Below are 15,747 nucleotides of genomic sequence, written 5' to 3'. Positions count from 1 at the left end.
TTCCCCGCGCCCCTAAAAGACGGGGCTGCGCCCCTGTCTTTGTGTCTTTGGGGGCGCAGCCCCTGCGTTTAAGGGGCGCGGGGAACTGCGCGACCAGCCCCCACTCACCTGCAGAGGACGACGCACCGCGCCCGCGACGGCGCCCGTCACTCCAGGCGGGCGCGGATGCGCTCTCGCATCGAGGCCATGGTGAAGCCGCGTGGGTCGATCTTGCCCGGCTGCCATTCGAGGTGGCCGATCACCGAGCGCTCCGTCCAGCCGTGGTGGCGGCAGATCGCCGCCGCGGCCCGCTCGATGGCGTCCAGCTGGGCCTCGGGCCAGGGGTCCCGGCCGTCGCCGAGGTTCTCGCACTCGAAGCCGTAGAAGTGGCGGTTGCCGTCGGTGTTCGCCTCGTTGTCCGCGGGGAGAGCCGCCTCCGCGATGACCGCGCGCAGGACGTCGTCGTCGCCGAGGCCCGCGTGGTTGGAGCGGCCGTAGCCGACGAGGTGGACGCGGCCGTCCTTGGTGATGACGCCGTGGCACAGCGGGCCAGGTAAGCCGCTGTAGCCGTCGCGGCAGATCTCGACCGTGCGCTGGCTGCCCGAGGTCACCGTGTGGTGGATCATCACGCCGTGGACCGGGCCCCAGGGGCCTTTGTGATTGCGGTTGTGATGCTCCCAGTCGCCGACCTCGACGACGGTGAGCCCTTCTGCCTTGAGCCGGTCCAGAAAGCTGCCCGCGGACATGGGTGGGGCCACGGCCGCCTCCTTACACGGGGCGCGACGGCCACCCGTCGCGGCCGCCTCGTACCGCTGCTTGTACCGGAACTCCCCACCGGGGACCACTTCTTCGCACGGCGTGCGAGCCGATCCGGTCAGCTGCACGTGCGGACCGGTTCAGGAGCGCAGGAAGCTGTCCCCGTGCGTCGCGATGTGGCTCTCCAGGGCCTGGAGGGCCTGCTGCGTGGCCTCCGGCGAACCACTGCCGCGCCGCTCCGCGTAATACGCCGCGCCCAGGTTCTTCAGCAGATCGCCGCCGGCCCGCTGAGCCTGGACTTCGTCGAGCTTCTGCTTGCCCTGTGTGAGGCCGCGCTGTGCTTGTTCCTTGGCGCGGTCCAGGAAGCCTGCCATTGCCGTCTCCTCGTCGTCGTCCGTGTCACCGGTTCAACGGACGAACCGATCTTGAAGTTCCCGGTCGGGAAGACCGGGAGACCTGCCCGACGGGACCTGTTCCGCTCGGCCGGGCGGGGGCCTACGTTATGCCCCGCTCTCGAAGATCCATTCCCGCTCTTTCGTGTAATAGCACCGACACGGTCCGTGATGGAAGGCTTGTCGTCGCAGCTCATTGCTCGATGGGGAGGGCATTTTCATGTCGGTAGGCGAAGAGATCCGCGCGGACCAGGATCAGCCGCAGAAGAGTCTCGGCACATCCGCGGCGCGGAACCTGGCCACCACCACCAAGTCCGCACCACAGATGCAGGAGATCAGCTCACGATGGCTGCTGCGCATGCTGCCGTGGGTGAACGTGCAGGGCGGTACGTACCGTGTGAACCGCAGGCTCAGCTATTCGGTGGGCGACGGCCGCGTCACGTTCGTGAAGACCGGTGACCGCGTCCAGGTCATCCCGGCGGAGCTCGGCGAACTGCCGGCGCTGCGCACGTACGAGGACCCGGAGGTGCTCGCCGAGCTCGCCCAGCGCTGCGAGCAGCGGGAGTTCGCCCCGGGCGACGTACTCGCCTCCTTCGGCAGCCAGGCCGACGAGGTGTTCCTGCTCGCGCACGGCAAGGTCGAGAAGATCGGCACAGGTCCGTACGGGGACGACGCGGTCCTCGGCGTCCTCGCCGACGGCGCCTACTTCGGCGAACAGGCGATCACCGACCCGGACGCCATCTGGGAGTACACGGCCCGCGCGGTAACCGCCTGTACGGTGCTCGCGCTGCCCCGCCAGGACCTCGACCAGGTCGCGGAGCGCTCCGAATCCCTGCGCGAGCACCTCCAGCAGCAGCGCGCGATTCCCGAACAGCGCACCAACAAGTACGGCGAGAAGGAGATCGACCTCGCCGCCGGCCACACCGGAGAGCCCGCCATCCCGGGGACGTACGTCGACTACGACGCGGCGCCGCGGGAGTACGAACTCAGCGTCGCCCAGACCGTCCTGCGCATCCACACGCGCGTGGCCGACCTCTACAACCAGCCGATGAACCAGACCGAGCAGCAGTTGCGGCTCACGGTCGAGGCGTTGAAGGAGCGCCAGGAGCACGAGCTCATCAACAACCGGGAGTTCGGACTGCTCAACAACTGCGAGTACGACCAGCGGCTCCAGCCGCACGACGGCGTGCCCAGCCCGGACGACCTGGACGAACTGCTCAGCAGGCGGCGCGGCACCAAGCTGCTGCTCGCCCACCCGCGCGCGATCTCCGCGATCGGCCGCGAGCTCAACAAGCGGGGGCTCGTCCCGGAGACCATCGACATGGGTGGCAACCGCATCCCCACCTGGCGCGGCGTGCCGATCTTCCCGTGCAACAAGATCCCGGTGACCGAGGCCAGGACGACCTCGATCATCGCCATGCGTACGGGCGAGGCCGACCAGGGAGTCATCGGGCTCCAGCAGGCCGGCATCCCGGACGAGATCGAGCCGAGCCTGTCCGTGCGGTTCATGGGCATCAGCGAGCAGGCGATCATGTCCTACCTGGTGACGACGTACTACTCGGCGGCGGTTCTGGTACCTGACGCGCTCGGGGTCCTGGAGAACGTCGAGATCGGCCGGTGGCGGTGACGTCCCGTACACCGCGTGCCGTGTCCCCGTCCGCCGGCGCGGGTAGACCGAAGGGGTACGCGCCCAGCGTCAGCGGAACCGCCACCGTCCGCGAACTCTCCGAGGCGGATCCATGGGTGAGCTCATGACGGAGACGCAGCAGAGCCCGTTACCGGCCGTCGAAGGGCCGGGGTTGGACGAGCGGTCGGCGCCGCGTGGAGGGCCGAGTCCTGGTCGGCATGTGCCGGCCCAGGGGCACGGTTCGCCCGACGGGCAGGAAGCGGCCGGGATTCTGGAGCGGGCCCGGGCGGTGGTCGACCCCGAACTGCGCCGGGCCATCGAGTCGTTGCCCGGCTCGATGTGCCGGGTCGCGCTCTACCACTTCGGGTGGGAGCACGCGGACGGCACTCCGGCGGCGGGGAACGCGGGCAAGGCGATCCGGCCCGCGCTCGTGCTGACCGCGGTCCGGGCGCTCGGCGGTCAACAGGCGACGGCCGTACGGGCGGCTGCCGCCGTGGAGTTGGTGCACAACTTCACGCTGCTGCACGACGACGTGATGGACCGGGACACCACCCGCAGGCACCGGCCCACGGCGTGGGCCGTGTTCGGCGACGCCGACGCGGTCCTCGCGGGGGACTCCCTGCAGGCGCTGGCCCATCGGCTGCTCGCCGAGGACCCGCACCCGGCGGCCTCGGCGGCGGCCGCACGGCTCGCGAGCTGTGTCGTCGAGCTGTGTGCGGGGCAGCACACGGACACCGCGATGGAGCGCCGCGGTCCCGACGACGTCACGCTCGACGAGGTGCTCGCGATGGCCGAGGCCAAGACGGGCGCGCTGCTCGGGTGCGCGTGCGCGCTCGGGGCGCTGTACGCGGGGGCGGACGAGTCGGACGTCGAGGCGCTCGACGCGTTCGGACGGGAGGCCGGGCTCGCCTTCCAGCTCATCGACGACGTGATCGGCATCTGGGGGGACCCGAGGCGCACCGGCAAGCCGGCCGGGGCGGACCTCGTGGCCCGCAAGAAATCCCTTCCCGTGGTCGCAGCGCTCGCCTCCGGCACACCGGCCGCGGCCGAACTCGCCGAGCTGTACCGGGTTCCGTACCGCGACGGGGATCTGGAGCGCACGGTCCTCGCCGTCGAGCGGGCGGGCGGACGTGACTGGGCCCAGGTCCAGGCCGCCGACCGGATGGCTCGGTCCCTGCACCACCTGTCCCGTGCCGTCCCGGATCCGGAAGCGGCGGGAGGACTTCTGTCGCTGGCGGAGTTCGTGACGCGGCGGAGCCCGTGAGCGCGGCGACGGGCGGCCGATGCGGCGTCACGAGTGAAGGGTGAGCGAAAGGGCGGGACATATGTAGCAATCGGACAGCCGACGCCGTGCGGTGCCCGCCGGGAGGCGGCAGCCTAAGCCGGGCGGCGTCGGCGCGGGGGGATCTACGGGTGGGGAGGTGGCGGCCGGGGCGGATGGCTGTGGCCGGCGCGGGAGATGAGGCCGCCGCGGTGATTGAGCCGTGTCGGGGTCGGTCCGGCGTGTGACGGCGCCTGACGCGGTGCCTGTTTCGGGTCCGGAGTCGGGCGGTGCCTGACGCGGTACCTGTGTCGGCGGGTCCGGAGCCGGATGGTGCCTCACGCGGTGCTGGTCTCGGGTTCGGAGCCGGGCGGTGCGTCACGCGGTGCCTGTGTCGGTGGGTCCGGAGTCGGATGGTGCCCGACGTGGTGCGATTCGCCGAGTCGTCCGCGGTCACCCCCCACGCCATCCGAAGCGGTGCGGCTCTCGTGGGCCGTGTCGCGTATGAGACGCCGGAGCCATCTTCGTCGTGCGGCACCTGACGACGCGGCGAGGCGGAGGGGTTCCGGTTCCGGCGGGCCCCGCACATCCCCACGGTGTGCGGGGCCCGCCGCCCCTGGCCAGGTGATCGCTTAGGCTGCAACCGCCGAGTGTGCGTGGGTAGTTGAGCCGAAGGGGCGAGACATGGGCGTGGCGATCCGCAGGGCGGGCGAGGACGACCGGGAGGCCGTGGTGCGGCTCCTCGACGAGGCCTTTCAGAACGACCCGGTGAGCAGGTGGGTCTTTCCCGACGCGGAAGACCGTCGGCGTACGCATCCGTTGCTGATGGGGGCCTTTCTCGACGCCGTGCTCGCGGACGGGTACGTGGACGTAACGGAGGACGGTTCGGCCTGTGCGCTGTGGCTCTCGATGCCGGCGGGCGCCGACGAGGAGGACGAGGACGGGCCCGCCGAGCTGCGTGAGGCGGTCGATCCCGGGAATGAACGGGTCGAGCTGGTCGGCCGGTTGACCGGCGAGGTCCATCCGGCGGACCGGGCCCATGAGTACCTGTGGATGATCGCGGTGGCCCCCGGTCGGCAGGCCGAGGGTCTCGGTACGGCGCTCATCCAGCACGTGCTCGAGCGCTGCGATCGTGAGGGCGTGCCCGCGTATTTGGAGGCGAGCAACGCTCGTAGTCGTGCGCTCTATGAGCGCCTCGGGTTCGCCTTCACCGGCCGCACTGTCGACCTCCCGTCCGGGCCTCCGATGTGGCCGATGTGGCGCGAACCGAACCGCTCCGCGGAGGCCGGTGAGCAACCTGCGGGTCGGTGAGTGACGTGCGGGTCGGTGGGGGCTGGTCGCGCAGTTCCCCGCGCCCCTACGGGGCGCGGTTCTCCGGCACGATCGTCGTGACGATCCGTTCCACCAGGCCGTCGGGCACGCTCACGCCCGGCAGTACCCCCTCCAGCACCCCCGGCAGGGTCAGGTGTTCCAGGAGCAGGCCGAGCATGGCCAGGTAGAGGACCGTCACGGTCTCGTCGCCGCCGGGGAGGCCGGCCTCGCGGTGGAACTCCATGCCGTACTCGAGGTCCCCGCGGATCGTCTTCGTGTAGGAGGCTCGTAGTTCGGGGCGGCGGGTGGCCTCCAGGCGCATTTCGAGGAGGGCCAGGTAACCCGTGCGGTCCCGTTGGGCGCGGGCCATGAGGTCGTGCATGAACGCCGTGACCAGGGAGCGGTCCTTCGGGGCCTTCATCAGTTCGGCCAGAACCTTCGGGTCCGGCGCGAGTCGCTCGTGGAGGCGGGCGTCGATCTGGCGGAGCAAATCGTCGCGGCCGGTGAAGTAGTTCGAGGCCGTGCCCACCGGCACCCCCGCCTCGCCGTCCACCGCGCGGAATGTCAGCCCGCGTGCCCCCTCGTGCGCCAGCACCTCCACACCGGCGTCGACCAGGGCGGCGCGGCGCTCCGGATTGCTCGCCATGCGGAATCCCTTCTCCCACTTGAGTCCCGTACGGGAAATCCCCGGAAATCTCCTTGCAACCACTACAAGTGAAGCACTATGAATGGAGTGGTTCACAGGCCACCCTACGGAAAGAGCCCGACTTGCGAAAGCTCACCTACTTCATCGCCTGCTCGATCGACGGCTTCATCGGTGACCCGAGCGGCGACGCGCAGATGATGATCCCCTTCGTGGACGAGGAGTTCTTCGAGTTCCTCAAGACCGAGTACCCGGAGACGATGCCGACCCACGGCCGTCGCGCGGTCGGCGTGGACGACCTGGAGAACAAGCAGTACGACACGATCATCCAGGGCCGCGCCAGCTACGACCTGGCCCTGGAGCTGGGCGTCACCAGCCCGTACGCCCATATGCGCGAGTACGTCGCCTCGCGCAGCCTGAAGGAGTCGCCCGACCCGCACGTGGAGATCATCGCCGAGGATCTCGTCGGCAGGGTCCGTGAGCTCAAGGCGGAGGACAGCGACTTCGGCATCTACCTGTGCGGCGGCTCGCAGCTCGCCGGCGAGCTGATCGACGAGGTCGACGAGCTCGTGATCAAGACGTATCCCATCGTGCTGGGTTCCGGCATGCCGATGTTCGGCTCCGGCTTCGCCATCAGCGAGTTCACGCTCGGTGAGGTGCGCACGTTCAAGAACGGGGCGGTCGTGCGGACGTACAGCAGGAAGCGCTGATTCCGGGGCCGGGCCGTCGCTCGCCTGTCGTCGCGCCCCCTCCCGCAATACTCTGGAGGCATGACCAGCGATGAGTATGTCTGTCCGGTCTGCAAGCAGCCCGTCGACACGGTCGTGCGTCGGCACAAGACCCTGGGCGTCTTCGTGCCTGTGTGGGGCCCCGGCCCCTGCCAGAACTCCGAGTGCTCGGCGTACGAGGAGGGGGAGGAGTCCGAGGCCCAGCCAGTCCTGACGGCCGAGCCCGGACCGCCCGACGCGCCCCAGGAGTCCGCGGAGAAGGATTCCTGAGTGCTGTTTCCCGCCTGGATTCCGGCCTGGAGTCCGGCCTGGATTCCCGCTTGGATGCAGGCCTGGAATCCGACCCGGACTTCCGCCCGGAAGTTTTTTCCGCGCATGTGTAGAGATCCGCGGGCCGACTCCGACGTCCCCTGTGAGAGCCGCCCGGCGCGGGCGGCCCGAGCCGAAGGAGCGGACTCATGAAGTACCTCGTGATGATTCAGGGCACGCAGGCGGACTACGAGGCGCAGAGCGGCAAGGGCTCCGCCGACATGCCCACCTGGACCGAGCAGGACATCCAGACCATGTACGCGCACATGGGCGCGATCAACAACGACCTCGCCGAGACCGGGGAGATTGTCGACGCCAACGGTCTGTCGGAGCCCGCGAAGGCCCGGTTCGTCGAGCGGGGCCCGGACGGGAAGCCCGTGATCACCGACGGACCGTACAGCGAGACCAAGGAAGTGCTCGCCGGCTACTGGGTCCTGGACTGCGCCAGCCTGGAGCGGGTCACGGAGATCGCCGCGCGGGTCCTCGAGTGCCCCGTCCCCGAGGGCACGAAGCAGTACCCGTTGGTCATCCGCCCGATCCCCGACGGCAGCGGGGACGTGTGAGCGGTCCCCCGAGACGCCCGTCGGGACGTACGACCGAGGTCGAGGACCTGCTGCGCCGCCACGCGCCGCAGGTCCTCGGCGCGCTCGTGCGCCGGTACGGGCACTTCGACGCCGCCGAGGACGCCGTACAGGAGGCGCTCCTCGCGGCGGCCGGGCAGTGGCCCGAGGCCGGGGTGCCCGACAATCCGCGCGGCTGGCTGATCAAGGTCGCCTCGCGGCGGCTCACGGACGTGCTGCGCAGTGAGGAGGCGCGCCGGCTGCGCGAGGAGCGGGCGGCGGCGCTCACCCCGCGCGACGCGTTCACGGCACCGCCGCCCGGCGCAGACCGTGCACCGTCGGAGGACGACACCCTCACCCTGCTCTTCCTCTGCTGCCACCCCGATCTGACGCAGCCCGCGCGGATCGCGCTCACGCTGCGGGCGGTCGGCGGTCTGACGACGGCCGAGATCGCCCGTGCGCACCTGATGCCCGAGGCGTCCATGGCGCAGCGGATCAGTCGGGCCAAGCAGAAGGTGAAGGGAACGAGCTTCGGCCGCCCCGAGAACTGGGAGGAGCGGCTGCCCGCGGTCCTGCACGTCCTGTACCTGATCTTCAACGAGGGGTACACGGCCACGTCCGGGGCGGCCCTCCAGCGGGCCGAACTCGCGGGTGAGGCCATCCGGCTGACCCGTACGGTGCACCGCCTGCTGCCCGGGGACTGCGAGGTGACCGGCCTGTTGGCCCTGATGCTCCTCACCGACGCGCGCCGCGCCGCGCGCACCGGGCCGCACGGCGAACTGGTCCCGCTCGACGAGCAGGACCGCGGGCTGTGGGACAAGGCGGCGATCGAGGAGGGCGTCGCGCTGGTCACGCACGCCCTGACCCAGCAGAGGCTGGGTCCCTACCAGTTGCGGGCCGCGATCGCCGCCGTCCACGACGAGGCGGACTCGCCCGAGACCACCGACTGGCGGGAGATCCTCGGCCTGTACGACCTCCTCGTACGCCTCGTCCCCGGCCCCGTCGAACGCCTCAACCGCGCGGTGGCCGTCGCGATGGTCCATGGGCCGAGGGCAGGGTTGGACGAACTGGCCTCCCTGGAAGGGGAGTTGGCATCCGGCCACCGTCTCGACGCCGTCCGTGCCCACCTCCTGGAACGCGCCGGCGACCCCGAAGCCGCCCGCGCCGCCTACGAGTCGGCGGCAGCCAAGACCCTCAGCCTCCCGGAGCAGCGCTACCTCCAGGCGCGCGCGGCCCGCCTGAGGCCTTGAGATCCTCTGGGCCCCAGTAGCCTGCCCGCCATGCCCGAGATCCTGCACATCACCGAGCGGTCCCTGTGGGACGCGGCCCGCGAGACAGGCACGTACGAGATGTCGACGCGCGGCCGCACCCTCCAAGAGGAGGGCTTCATCCACTGCTCGACCCGCGCCCAGCTGCCACGCGTCGCCGACTTCCTGTACGGCACGTACGAGGGCCCAGGCGAACTGGTCGTCCTCGTCATCGACCCCGAGCGGCTCGATGCGCCCCTGAAGTACGAGGCCCCTGAGCCGGGCGGCGAAGAGTTCCCGCACATCTACGGGCCGATCCCGGTGGCCGCGGTGACGGCCGTGGAGCTCTGGGAGAGCGCGTGACCCAGCGTCGGCGCTGGGTGGCGTCCGGCAGACCTCTCTCGGCCCGCACCGCACGGGGGTCGCGCACTGGGTCGTGGCCGCCGATCGTGTCTCCCAGGAGACGGGGACCGGCCGCTCCACGCCCTCGGACGTGTCATTCGGCGGACTCGGACAGCGACAGGTCGGTGGTGCCGTCCAGGACTTCGCGGGCCACGGCGGAGAGGCGGCGTTGCCGGGAGCGGGCGTGGCCGCGCAGCAGGGTGAAGGCCTCGTCCACGCTGATCCGCCGCTGCTGGGCGAGGGCGCCCTTGGCCTGCTCGATGAGGATGCGGGACTCCAGCGCGGTCTCCAACTGTTCGGCGAGCAGCGTCTGTTGCCGCAGGGCACGCTGTTGCAGCAGGCCGATGGTGGCGAAGTCGGCGAGTGCCTGACCCAGTCTGAGCTGCCGGGGAGTCGGTGCGCCTGGTTCGTCCAGGAAGAGGCTGAGGGCGCCGATGACCTCGTCCCGCAGGCGCAGCGGGACCGCGGCGACCGAGTGGAACCCCAGGTCGCGGGCCCGGTGGGCGAAGCGCGGCCAGGCCGCGCGGGCGTCGGGGTGGTCGAGGAGGACGCCCGCGACGGGCCGACCGGTGCGCAGACAGTCGCGGCACGGTCCCTCGTCCCAGTCGACGGCGTCCCGCTCCAGATCACGGGTGCGGGCGTCGGAACCGGCGACTTCCGGACTGCCGCCCCGCGGGGCGGCCAGGATCACGCCCGCGGCCGCGATGCCGAGCAGGTCGACGCAGCGCTCGGACAGTGTGTGCAGGAAGTGAGTGACGTCGAAGTCGCCGGCCAGGGTGTCGGCGAGCTCCACGAAGGCGGCGGCCAACCGCTCCTCGTGCGGCTGCTCAGGCATTCCGGCTTCCCTCCCCTTTCTGCCTCTCACCGTGTCTCTGTCTCCGGTCAGCTTGGGGCCACTGCCTTCGAGATTACGACGAGGAACAGGCCCCTTCGACGGTCAACGGCCCAACGACGCTGGTCCGGGAGGCTGTTCGGCACCGTGGTGCAGACGAACGGCTCCGCGCGCGAACGGCTCCGTGCAGACGAACGGCTCCGCGCACGCATACCGAGAACGGCAGCGGCGGCGGCAGCGGCAGCGGCCGCACAGGCCAGGGCCGCCCTCGTGTCGTCTTCCGGGACGGGCGGGTGATGCCCCCTCTCGGTCGGCCGTCGTGGGCGATACTGATGGATCATGGTGCTGGCCGTACGACGGGGCGGAGGCGATGCCGATGCGGCCCGAGAACCACGGCGGCGACAACGAGATGCCCGACCGCGTACACCACCCCGACATGCAGCCCTCCGACATGGAGGACCGGCGCCGGGTCACCGACACCTTCACTTCCGTGACCGCGGCAGGCGACGTGAAGCGGGTGCCCGCGATGCTCTGCCGGGCCTGCGTGGAGCTGCTGCCGGTCACCGGCACCTCCATCTCGATCACCGGAAGCAGCACCGCACGGGCCCTGTGGTGCGCCAGCGACCGTACGGCGGCATGTCTCGCCGAGGCGCAGTACACACTCGGCGAAGGCCCCTGCCAGAGCGCCCTCGACCGGGCCGTTCCGGTGCTCGCCCCAGATCTCACCCAGGGGCCGGACGCCCGCCGCTGGCCCGTCTTCGCGCACCAGGCCGTCGACCTGGGCGTGCGGGCCGTCTTTTCGCTGCCGCTGGGCGCGGGCGCCCTCGCGATCGGCACGCTTGACCTCTACCGTGACGCCGTCGGACCGCTGTCCGCGCGGGACCTGCGGATCGCCCTGCTGGCCCGGGACGCGGTCACCTCCGTCGTGCTGAATCTCGAATCGGCGTCCAACGGTTCCAACGGCTTCGCGCCCGTGGACGAAGCCGGAGTGGCGTCGTGGGTGGACGCCGCGGAAGCCGACCACATCGAGGTCCATCAGGCCGTCGGCATGGTCATGGTCCAGCTGGGGATCGAGCCCGAGCAGGCTCTGGACCGGCTGCGGGCGCACGCCTTCTCGCAAAGGCGGACGGTCACCGAGGTGGCACAGGAGATTCTGGCCCGCACTCTCCCGCTTCCGGCCGGAAACGGACGACGATCACCCGGAGGGCCGGGGCCGGGGCCGGGGCCGGGACCGGGGCCGAGGCCGCGGCCACGGTCGGCTCGGCGACGAAGGAGACGGTGACCGATCATGACCCGTGTCCGGTCCCGTTCCGCGCCTCCCGGCGCGCCGGCGTGCGCCACCGGCCCCCGACGCGCCCGGCCCCGGCAAGAACTACCGCACGAACGGGGTACGAACACGCCCTGACCGGGCACGATGGTGATATCACTTCCGTGCCACCCAGGACCCTGGTGGCGTCCACCGCGCGCCCCCGTCGCGCCATCGCGTTGCCGTCGTTCCTGGAGAGACCACTGAGGTGGGCCATGGGCACCCATCACAACACCTTCGGCCTGCACCACCATGTGGCAGGCGACACGCTCGTGCTCCAGCCGCACGGTGAACTGGACGCCTGGGCGGACCAGGAACTGTCCCCGCGCATGGCGGCGCTCCTCGACCGCCCCCGCGACCGAGCCGTCGCCCAAGTCGTCGTGGACCTCGGCGGGGTGACCTTCCTGGACGCCGGCGGACTGCGCCTGCTGATCCGCCTCAGGAACCGGACGTCCGGCAACGGCACCGCCCTGCGGCTCGTCCGCACCCCCGCCAAGGTGCGCCGCCTACTGCGCCTCACAAGGCTCGACCGCACCTTCACACTCCTCGACGAACCCTCGTCTTCCCTGGACACGGCCCCGGGGCACGGTGTTCCCGCCTGACCGAGCGGGAGTGCCGGGACGTTCTCGCCCGAGACCTGGTTCCTGGCCCTGACCCGCCCCACGCTCGTCGGTCGGCGCGTCCCCCTGCGGAGCCCACGGCACGCACGGACCTGAACCCGCCGGGACCGACGAACTCCCCGCCCGCCGCGGCCTGTTCACCGCCGGGACGCACCGGGGCATCGCGCTTCCAAGATGCTCGCTGACCTGCGAATATGCACCGCTCGCCGGTCGTGGCGAACTGGTTGCCGACTCTGAGGGCCGGTAACCGGCCCTGGATCAGGCCTTCTTGGTCTCCTAGCAATGGGCCAGGTCAGCGACCTGCCCCGATCCATCCGCGGTCCACACTCATATGGCGGTCCTGGCAAAGTGCACTGACACCGCTCGGCCCGGACCAGGGGCAACCGAGGAAGCCACAGGCTCATCTTTCAGGACACCATGCTGACCACAACCACCACAGGCCCCTTGGCCACAGCGTTTCGCCAACTGCTCGACTTCGCCTGGATACAGACCCGGTCCTGCGCCTTCGCCATCGCCCTGCTGTCCGGTGTCGCAGCGTCCACGTTGCTGCCCGGTCTCCCGGTGGCCCGCTACGACCTGCTCGTCGCCTATGGCGTACTGCTCACGCTGCTGTTCTGGGTGCGCGGCTGGGAGAACGGCCGGGACATTGCCGTCATCGCCGTCTGCCATGTCATCGGCCTTGCCTTCGAGCTGGTGAAGGTGTCCGTGGGTTCGTGGAGCTACCCGGAGCCGGCGGTACTGAAGTTCGCGGGCGTCCCGCTGTACGGAGGGTTCCTCTACGCGGCTGTCGGCAGCTATGTCTGCCGGGCCTGGCACCTGTGCGACCTGGAACTGGTCCGCTACCGGCCACGTGCGACAGCGGTCGTGGCGGCGGCGATCTACATCAACTTCTTCAGCCACCACTGGCTCCCCGACGTGCGCTGGCTCCTGGCCGGACTGCTCCTGGCCGTCACCGCGGGCACGTCGGTGCGCTACACGGTGCGCGGTGTACGCCACCGGATGCCACTGGCGTTGGCGTTCGTCCTGATCGGCTTCTTCCTCTGGCTCGCGGAGAACCTCGCCACCTACCTGGGCGCCTGGCGCTACCCCTACCAGCTCGACGGCTGGAAGCCCGTGGGGGTGGAGAAGTTCGGCGCCTGGTCCCTGCTGATCAGCGTCACCGTCGTCCTGGTGGCGGTTGCCCGGTCGCAGCGCAGGCACGGGTCCAGCGGAATGCCGTCGCGGTCCGGGCGTGTGGGCCGTTGTTCGTGACCGTGCGTGGTGGACGCGGTCCGGCCCGGCTATCGCCAAGCGCTCACTTCTCGCTGGAGAGCGCTCCCGCCTACCTGGGACAGGCGCCGGAAGGGGCCCGACCGGCGAACCGGTCGGGCCCCTTCCCTGAAGCCAAAGAGCCTTCGATCAGGCCTTCTTGGTCTCCCAGAAGATCTTGTCGATCTGGGCGATGTAGTCCAGCGCCTTCTGGCCCGTGGCCGGGTCGGTCGAAGCCTTCGCGGCCGAGAGGGCCTTGAGGGCGTCGTTGACCAACTGGTGCAGCTCCGGGTACTTCTCGAAGTGCGGGGGCTTGAAGTAGTCGCTCCAGAGCACCGAAACGTGGTGCTTGGCGAGTTCGGCGCGCTGCTCCTTGATGACGGTGGCGCGGGCCTGGAAGTGCGGGTCGTCGTTGGCGGCCATCTTCTCCTGCACGGCCTTCACCGACTCCGCCTCGATGCGGGCCTGGGCAGGGTCGTACACACCGCAGGGCAGGTCGCAGTGTGCGCTGACCTTGACCTTGGGGGCAAACAGGCGGGAGAGCATTGAGCTGTCCTTCCTCGTGATCGTCTTCTCAGGTGGGACATTACTCCGTGAGGGACGGGTTTTCGCGAGTGCCCCCATGGGCTTAGGACAAAAGTCCAGGGTGAGACTGGGACCCGTGGAGGATAGGACCGGGGAGGTGCCGGGGATGCCGGAGCTGTCGCAGGAGACCGAGCGCGGGAGGGCCGTCCTGCCCTTCGGTACGGCGGAGGTGACGGGGCCGTCCATGGTGCCCACGCTGCATCACGGGGACCTCCTCGTCGTGCAGTACGGGGCCCGGATCAGGCCCGGTGACGTGGTCGTTCTGCGTCATCCGTTCCAGCAGGACCTGCTGGTCGTCAAGCGCGCGGCCGAGCGGCGGGAGGGGGGCTGGTGGGTGCTCGGCGACAACGCGTACGCCGGTGGGGACAGCACCGACTACGGGACCGTGCCCGAGGAACTCGTCCTGGGGAAGGTGCGGTTCCGGTACCGGCCGTTCAAGAAGGGTCAGCGCTCGCCGCTCGCGGTCGCGCGCTGGGCTTTTTCCGCCGCGCGGCCGGTGCTGTCCGACCGGTCCGCCTCCAAGCGCTTGCGGGCGCGGTAGGCGGCGACGTTCGCCCGGGTCGCGCAGCGGTCCGAGCAGTAGCGCCGGGAGCGGTTCGTCGAGGTGTCGAGGTAGGCGTTGCGGCACGGCGCTGCCTCGCACAGGCCCAGGCGGTCCACGCCGTACTCCGTGAGGTGGAAGGCCAGGCCCATCGCGGCGATGGCGGCGTAGCCCGCGGTCGCGTTCGACGGGTGGTCCGCCAGGTGCATGTGCCACAGCGGGCGGCCGTTGTCGTCCCGGAAGTCGTGGCCCGAGATCTGCGGGCTCACCGGGAACTCCAGGAGGAGTGAGTTCAGCAGGTCCACGGCGAGTGTCTCGTCGCCGCCGTCGGCCGCCTCGAAGACCGCACGCAGCCGGGCCCGTACGCCCCGGAAGCGGGTCACGTCCGCGTCCGTGGCGCGCCGGGCCGCCGACGGGTTGTCCACGAAGAGGTCGCGGACGGCCTCGACCGAGGTGAGCGCGTCCTTGCCCCGGGCCGGCTCCTCGCTGTTGACGAGACGGACGGCGTAATCCGAGTAATAGGCCAGTTCCACTTGTAGTCCTTACGGAGGCGCTCTATGGTCTTGGTGCAAACGGGTAATGGCTAATGGTGCTTCCAGGGTATTACAAGCTGGAGGGGAGAGGGGCTTTCATGACGACCACCACCGGATCCGACTGGGCTGCCTGGCAGAAGAGCTGGGACCGGCAGCAGGAGTGGTATCTCCCGGACCGTGAGGAGCGCTTCCGGGTCATGCTCGCCATGGTCGAGGCCCTGGTGGGCCCCGAGCCGCGTGTCCTGGACCTCGCGTGCGGTACGGGAAGTATCACGGCCCGGCTCCTCGAAAGGTTCCCGAAGGCGGTCAGCACCGGCGTCGACCTCGACCCCGCGCTCCTGACCATCGCCGAGGGCACCTTCGCGGGCGACGACCGGGTCACGTTCGTGACGGCCGACCTCAAGGACCCCGACTGGCCGTCCCGGCTGCCCCATGACTCGTACGACGCGGTTCTCACCGCGACCGCCCTCCACTGGCTGCACAGCGAGCCCCTCGCGGTCCTCTACGGTCAGATCGCGGAACTCGTCCGCGACAGCGGTGTGTTCATGAACGCGGACCACATGATCGACGAGTCGACCCCCCAGATCAACGCGGCGGACAGCGCGCAGCGGCACGCGCGCATGAACCGCGCCAAGGAGGCCGGCGTACTCGGCTGGACCGAGTGGTGGCAGCTCGCCGCCCAGGACCCGGTCCTCGCCGAGCCGACGGCCCGCCGCTTCGAGATCTACGGAGAACACGCCGACGGCGACACCCCGTCGGCCGAGTGGCACGCGCGCGTGCTCCGCGAAAAGGGTTTCACGGAGGCCCGCCCGGTATGGCGCTCCCCGTCGGACGCGCTGGTACTCGCTCTCAAGTAGCCGGCTCTTC

19 protein-coding genes are annotated in these 15,747 nt (G+C 70.4%); 13 read left to right on the top strand and 6 right to left on the bottom strand.

Features of this window, described 5'->3' with window-relative positions:
• Positions 1-146: 146 nt before the first annotated feature.
• Both GAS53_RS15700 and GAS53_RS15695 read right to left on the bottom strand, forming a co-directional pair.
• Entirely contained in the window at positions 147-737 is a 591-nt protein-coding gene (locus tag GAS53_RS15700) for an N-acetylmuramoyl-L-alanine amidase (protein WP_151478189.1), read from the bottom strand.
• A gap of 138 nt (positions 738-875) precedes the next feature.
• Positions 876-1,109 (bottom strand): hypothetical protein, encoded by a 234-nt coding sequence (locus tag GAS53_RS15695; protein ID WP_151478188.1) that lies wholly within the window; start codon positions 1,107-1,109, stop codon positions 876-878.
• 238 nt (positions 1,110-1,347) lie between these two features.
• On the opposite strand from GAS53_RS15695, the gene GAS53_RS15690 reads away from it, so the two are divergent.
• The 3 genes from GAS53_RS15690 (at position 1,348) to GAS53_RS15680 (ending at position 5,326) form a co-directional block, all read left to right on the top strand.
• The gene (locus tag GAS53_RS15690) at positions 1,348-2,754 is read left to right on the top strand and encodes a family 2B encapsulin nanocompartment shell protein (RefSeq protein WP_151478187.1); all 1,407 of its coding nucleotides are present in this window, start codon (positions 1,348-1,350) and stop codon (positions 2,752-2,754) included.
• 124 nt (positions 2,755-2,878) lie between these two features.
• Positions 2,879-4,018 carry a family 2 encapsulin nanocompartment cargo protein polyprenyl transferase gene (locus GAS53_RS15685; RefSeq protein WP_151478210.1) on the top strand — a complete coding sequence of 380 codons (1,140 nt, stop codon included), beginning with the start codon at positions 2,879-2,881 and terminating at the stop codon, positions 4,016-4,018.
• A 681-nt stretch (positions 4,019-4,699) separates the two neighbouring features.
• Entirely contained in the window at positions 4,700-5,326 is a 627-nt protein-coding gene (locus tag GAS53_RS15680; protein WP_151478186.1) for a GNAT family N-acetyltransferase, read from the top strand.
• Between the two features lie 46 nt (positions 5,327-5,372).
• Here the strand turns inward: GAS53_RS15680 and GAS53_RS15675 are convergent, their stop codons facing one another.
• Positions 5,373-5,972, bottom strand: a complete 600-nt coding sequence (locus tag GAS53_RS15675; RefSeq protein WP_151478185.1) for a TetR/AcrR family transcriptional regulator — start codon at positions 5,970-5,972, stop codon at positions 5,373-5,375.
• Between the two features lie 122 nt (positions 5,973-6,094).
• On the opposite strand from GAS53_RS15675, the gene GAS53_RS15670 reads away from it, so the two are divergent.
• The 5 genes from GAS53_RS15670 (at position 6,095) to GAS53_RS56275 (ending at position 9,176) form a co-directional block, all read left to right on the top strand.
• Positions 6,095-6,679: a dihydrofolate reductase family protein gene (locus GAS53_RS15670; RefSeq protein WP_151478184.1), complete on the top strand. Its 585-nt coding sequence runs from the start codon at positions 6,095-6,097 to the stop codon at positions 6,677-6,679.
• A 60-nt stretch (positions 6,680-6,739) separates the two neighbouring features.
• Positions 6,740-6,967, top strand: a complete 228-nt coding sequence (locus GAS53_RS15665) for a hypothetical protein (RefSeq protein ID WP_151478183.1) — start codon at positions 6,740-6,742, stop codon at positions 6,965-6,967.
• A 188-nt stretch (positions 6,968-7,155) separates the two neighbouring features.
• Positions 7,156-7,569 (top strand): YciI family protein, encoded by a 414-nt coding sequence (locus GAS53_RS15660; protein ID WP_151478182.1) that lies wholly within the window; start codon positions 7,156-7,158, stop codon positions 7,567-7,569.
• Entirely contained in the window at positions 7,566-8,816 is a 1,251-nt protein-coding gene (locus tag GAS53_RS15655; RefSeq protein WP_225858935.1) for an RNA polymerase sigma factor, read from the top strand. Before GAS53_RS15660 ends, GAS53_RS15655 begins: the two co-directional genes overlap by 4 nt.
• Positions 8,817-8,846: 30 nt before the next feature.
• On the top strand, positions 8,847-9,176 hold the full coding sequence (locus GAS53_RS56275) for a DUF952 domain-containing protein (protein ID WP_225858934.1): 330 nt from the start codon (positions 8,847-8,849) through the stop codon (positions 9,174-9,176).
• Positions 9,177-9,309: 133 nt separating this feature from the next.
• On the opposite strand, the gene GAS53_RS15650 is transcribed toward GAS53_RS56275, so the two are convergent.
• Positions 9,310-10,050: a GAF and ANTAR domain-containing protein gene (locus GAS53_RS15650; RefSeq protein WP_151478181.1), complete on the bottom strand. Its 741-nt coding sequence runs from the start codon at positions 10,048-10,050 to the stop codon at positions 9,310-9,312.
• Positions 10,051-10,423: 373 nt separating this feature from the next.
• On the opposite strand from GAS53_RS15650, the gene GAS53_RS15645 reads away from it, so the two are divergent.
• From GAS53_RS15645 to GAS53_RS15635, 3 genes are all read left to right on the top strand, one after another.
• Positions 10,424-11,329 carry a GAF and ANTAR domain-containing protein gene (locus GAS53_RS15645; protein WP_225858933.1) on the top strand — a complete coding sequence of 302 codons (906 nt, stop codon included), beginning with the start codon at positions 10,424-10,426 and terminating at the stop codon, positions 11,327-11,329.
• Positions 11,330-11,478: 149 nt separating this feature from the next.
• Complete coding sequence (locus GAS53_RS15640) at positions 11,479-11,955, top strand: STAS domain-containing protein (protein WP_225858932.1); 477 nt, start codon at positions 11,479-11,481, stop codon at positions 11,953-11,955.
• Positions 11,956-12,390: 435 nt separating this feature from the next.
• Entirely contained in the window at positions 12,391-13,224 is an 834-nt protein-coding gene (locus tag GAS53_RS15635) for a DUF817 domain-containing protein (protein ID WP_151478180.1), read from the top strand.
• Positions 13,225-13,371: 147 nt separating this feature from the next.
• On the opposite strand, the gene sodN is transcribed toward GAS53_RS15635, so the two are convergent.
• Positions 13,372-13,767: a superoxide dismutase, Ni gene (sodN, locus tag GAS53_RS15630; RefSeq protein ID WP_020123534.1), complete on the bottom strand. Its 396-nt coding sequence runs from the start codon at positions 13,765-13,767 to the stop codon at positions 13,372-13,374.
• Positions 13,768-13,912: 145 nt separating this feature from the next.
• On the opposite strand from sodN, the gene sodX reads away from it, so the two are divergent.
• Entirely contained in the window at positions 13,913-14,347 is a 435-nt protein-coding gene (sodX, locus tag GAS53_RS15625) for a nickel-type superoxide dismutase maturation protease (RefSeq protein WP_151478207.1), read from the top strand.
• Here the strand turns inward: sodX and GAS53_RS15620 are convergent.
• On the bottom strand, positions 14,251-14,880 hold the full coding sequence (locus GAS53_RS15620) for a CGNR zinc finger domain-containing protein (protein WP_151478179.1): 630 nt from the start codon (positions 14,878-14,880) through the stop codon (positions 14,251-14,253). The two genes, sodX and GAS53_RS15620, sit on opposite strands and share 97 nt — an antisense overlap.
• A 98-nt stretch (positions 14,881-14,978) precedes the next feature.
• Between GAS53_RS15620 and GAS53_RS15615 the strand changes: the two genes are divergently transcribed.
• Positions 14,979-15,737: a class I SAM-dependent methyltransferase gene (locus tag GAS53_RS15615; protein ID WP_151478178.1), complete on the top strand. Its 759-nt coding sequence runs from the start codon at positions 14,979-14,981 to the stop codon at positions 15,735-15,737.
• Positions 15,738-15,747: the final 10 nt, after the last annotated feature.

It is taken from the genome of Streptomyces albicerus (genome assembly GCF_008905045.1).
GTDB classification, from domain to species: Bacteria; Actinomycetota; Actinomycetes; order Streptomycetales; family Streptomycetaceae; genus Streptomyces; species Streptomyces albicerus.
Note: the sequence above shows the minus strand (reverse complement) of the source record. Positions and strands in the feature narration are given on the sequence as shown.

Bases quoted from the DNA above. Each gene is read 5' to 3' on its own strand.
- sodX (WP_151478207.1), top strand. From the start codon at position 13,913: ATGCCGGAGCTGTCGCAGGAGACCGAGCGCGGGAGGGCCGTCCTGCCC.
- GAS53_RS15650 (WP_151478181.1), bottom strand. From the start codon at position 10,050: ATGCCTGAGCAGCCGCACGAGGAGCGGTTGGCCGCCGCCTTCGTGGAG.
- GAS53_RS15695 (WP_151478188.1), bottom strand. From the start codon at position 1,109: ATGGCAGGCTTCCTGGACCGCGCCAAGGAACAAGCACAGCGCGGCCTC.
- GAS53_RS15660 (WP_151478182.1), top strand. From the start codon at position 7,156: ATGAAGTACCTCGTGATGATTCAGGGCACGCAGGCGGACTACGAGGCG.
- GAS53_RS15635 (WP_151478180.1), top strand. From the start codon at position 12,391: ATGCTGACCACAACCACCACAGGCCCCTTGGCCACAGCGTTTCGCCAA.
- GAS53_RS15645 (WP_225858933.1), top strand. From the start codon at position 10,424: ATGCGGCCCGAGAACCACGGCGGCGACAACGAGATGCCCGACCGCGTA.
- GAS53_RS15675 (WP_151478185.1), bottom strand. From the start codon at position 5,972: ATGGCGAGCAATCCGGAGCGCCGCGCCGCCCTGGTCGACGCCGGTGTG.
- GAS53_RS15685 (WP_151478210.1), top strand. From the start codon at position 2,879: ATGACGGAGACGCAGCAGAGCCCGTTACCGGCCGTCGAAGGGCCGGGG.
- GAS53_RS15690 (WP_151478187.1), top strand. From the start codon at position 1,348: ATGTCGGTAGGCGAAGAGATCCGCGCGGACCAGGATCAGCCGCAGAAG.
- sodN (WP_020123534.1), bottom strand. From the start codon at position 13,767: ATGCTCTCCCGCCTGTTTGCCCCCAAGGTCAAGGTCAGCGCACACTGC.
- GAS53_RS15680 (WP_151478186.1), top strand. From the start codon at position 4,700: ATGGGCGTGGCGATCCGCAGGGCGGGCGAGGACGACCGGGAGGCCGTG.
- GAS53_RS56275 (WP_225858934.1), top strand. From the start codon at position 8,847: ATGCCCGAGATCCTGCACATCACCGAGCGGTCCCTGTGGGACGCGGCC.
- GAS53_RS15615 (WP_151478178.1), top strand. From the start codon at position 14,979: ATGACGACCACCACCGGATCCGACTGGGCTGCCTGGCAGAAGAGCTGG.
- GAS53_RS15665 (WP_151478183.1), top strand. From the start codon at position 6,740: ATGACCAGCGATGAGTATGTCTGTCCGGTCTGCAAGCAGCCCGTCGAC.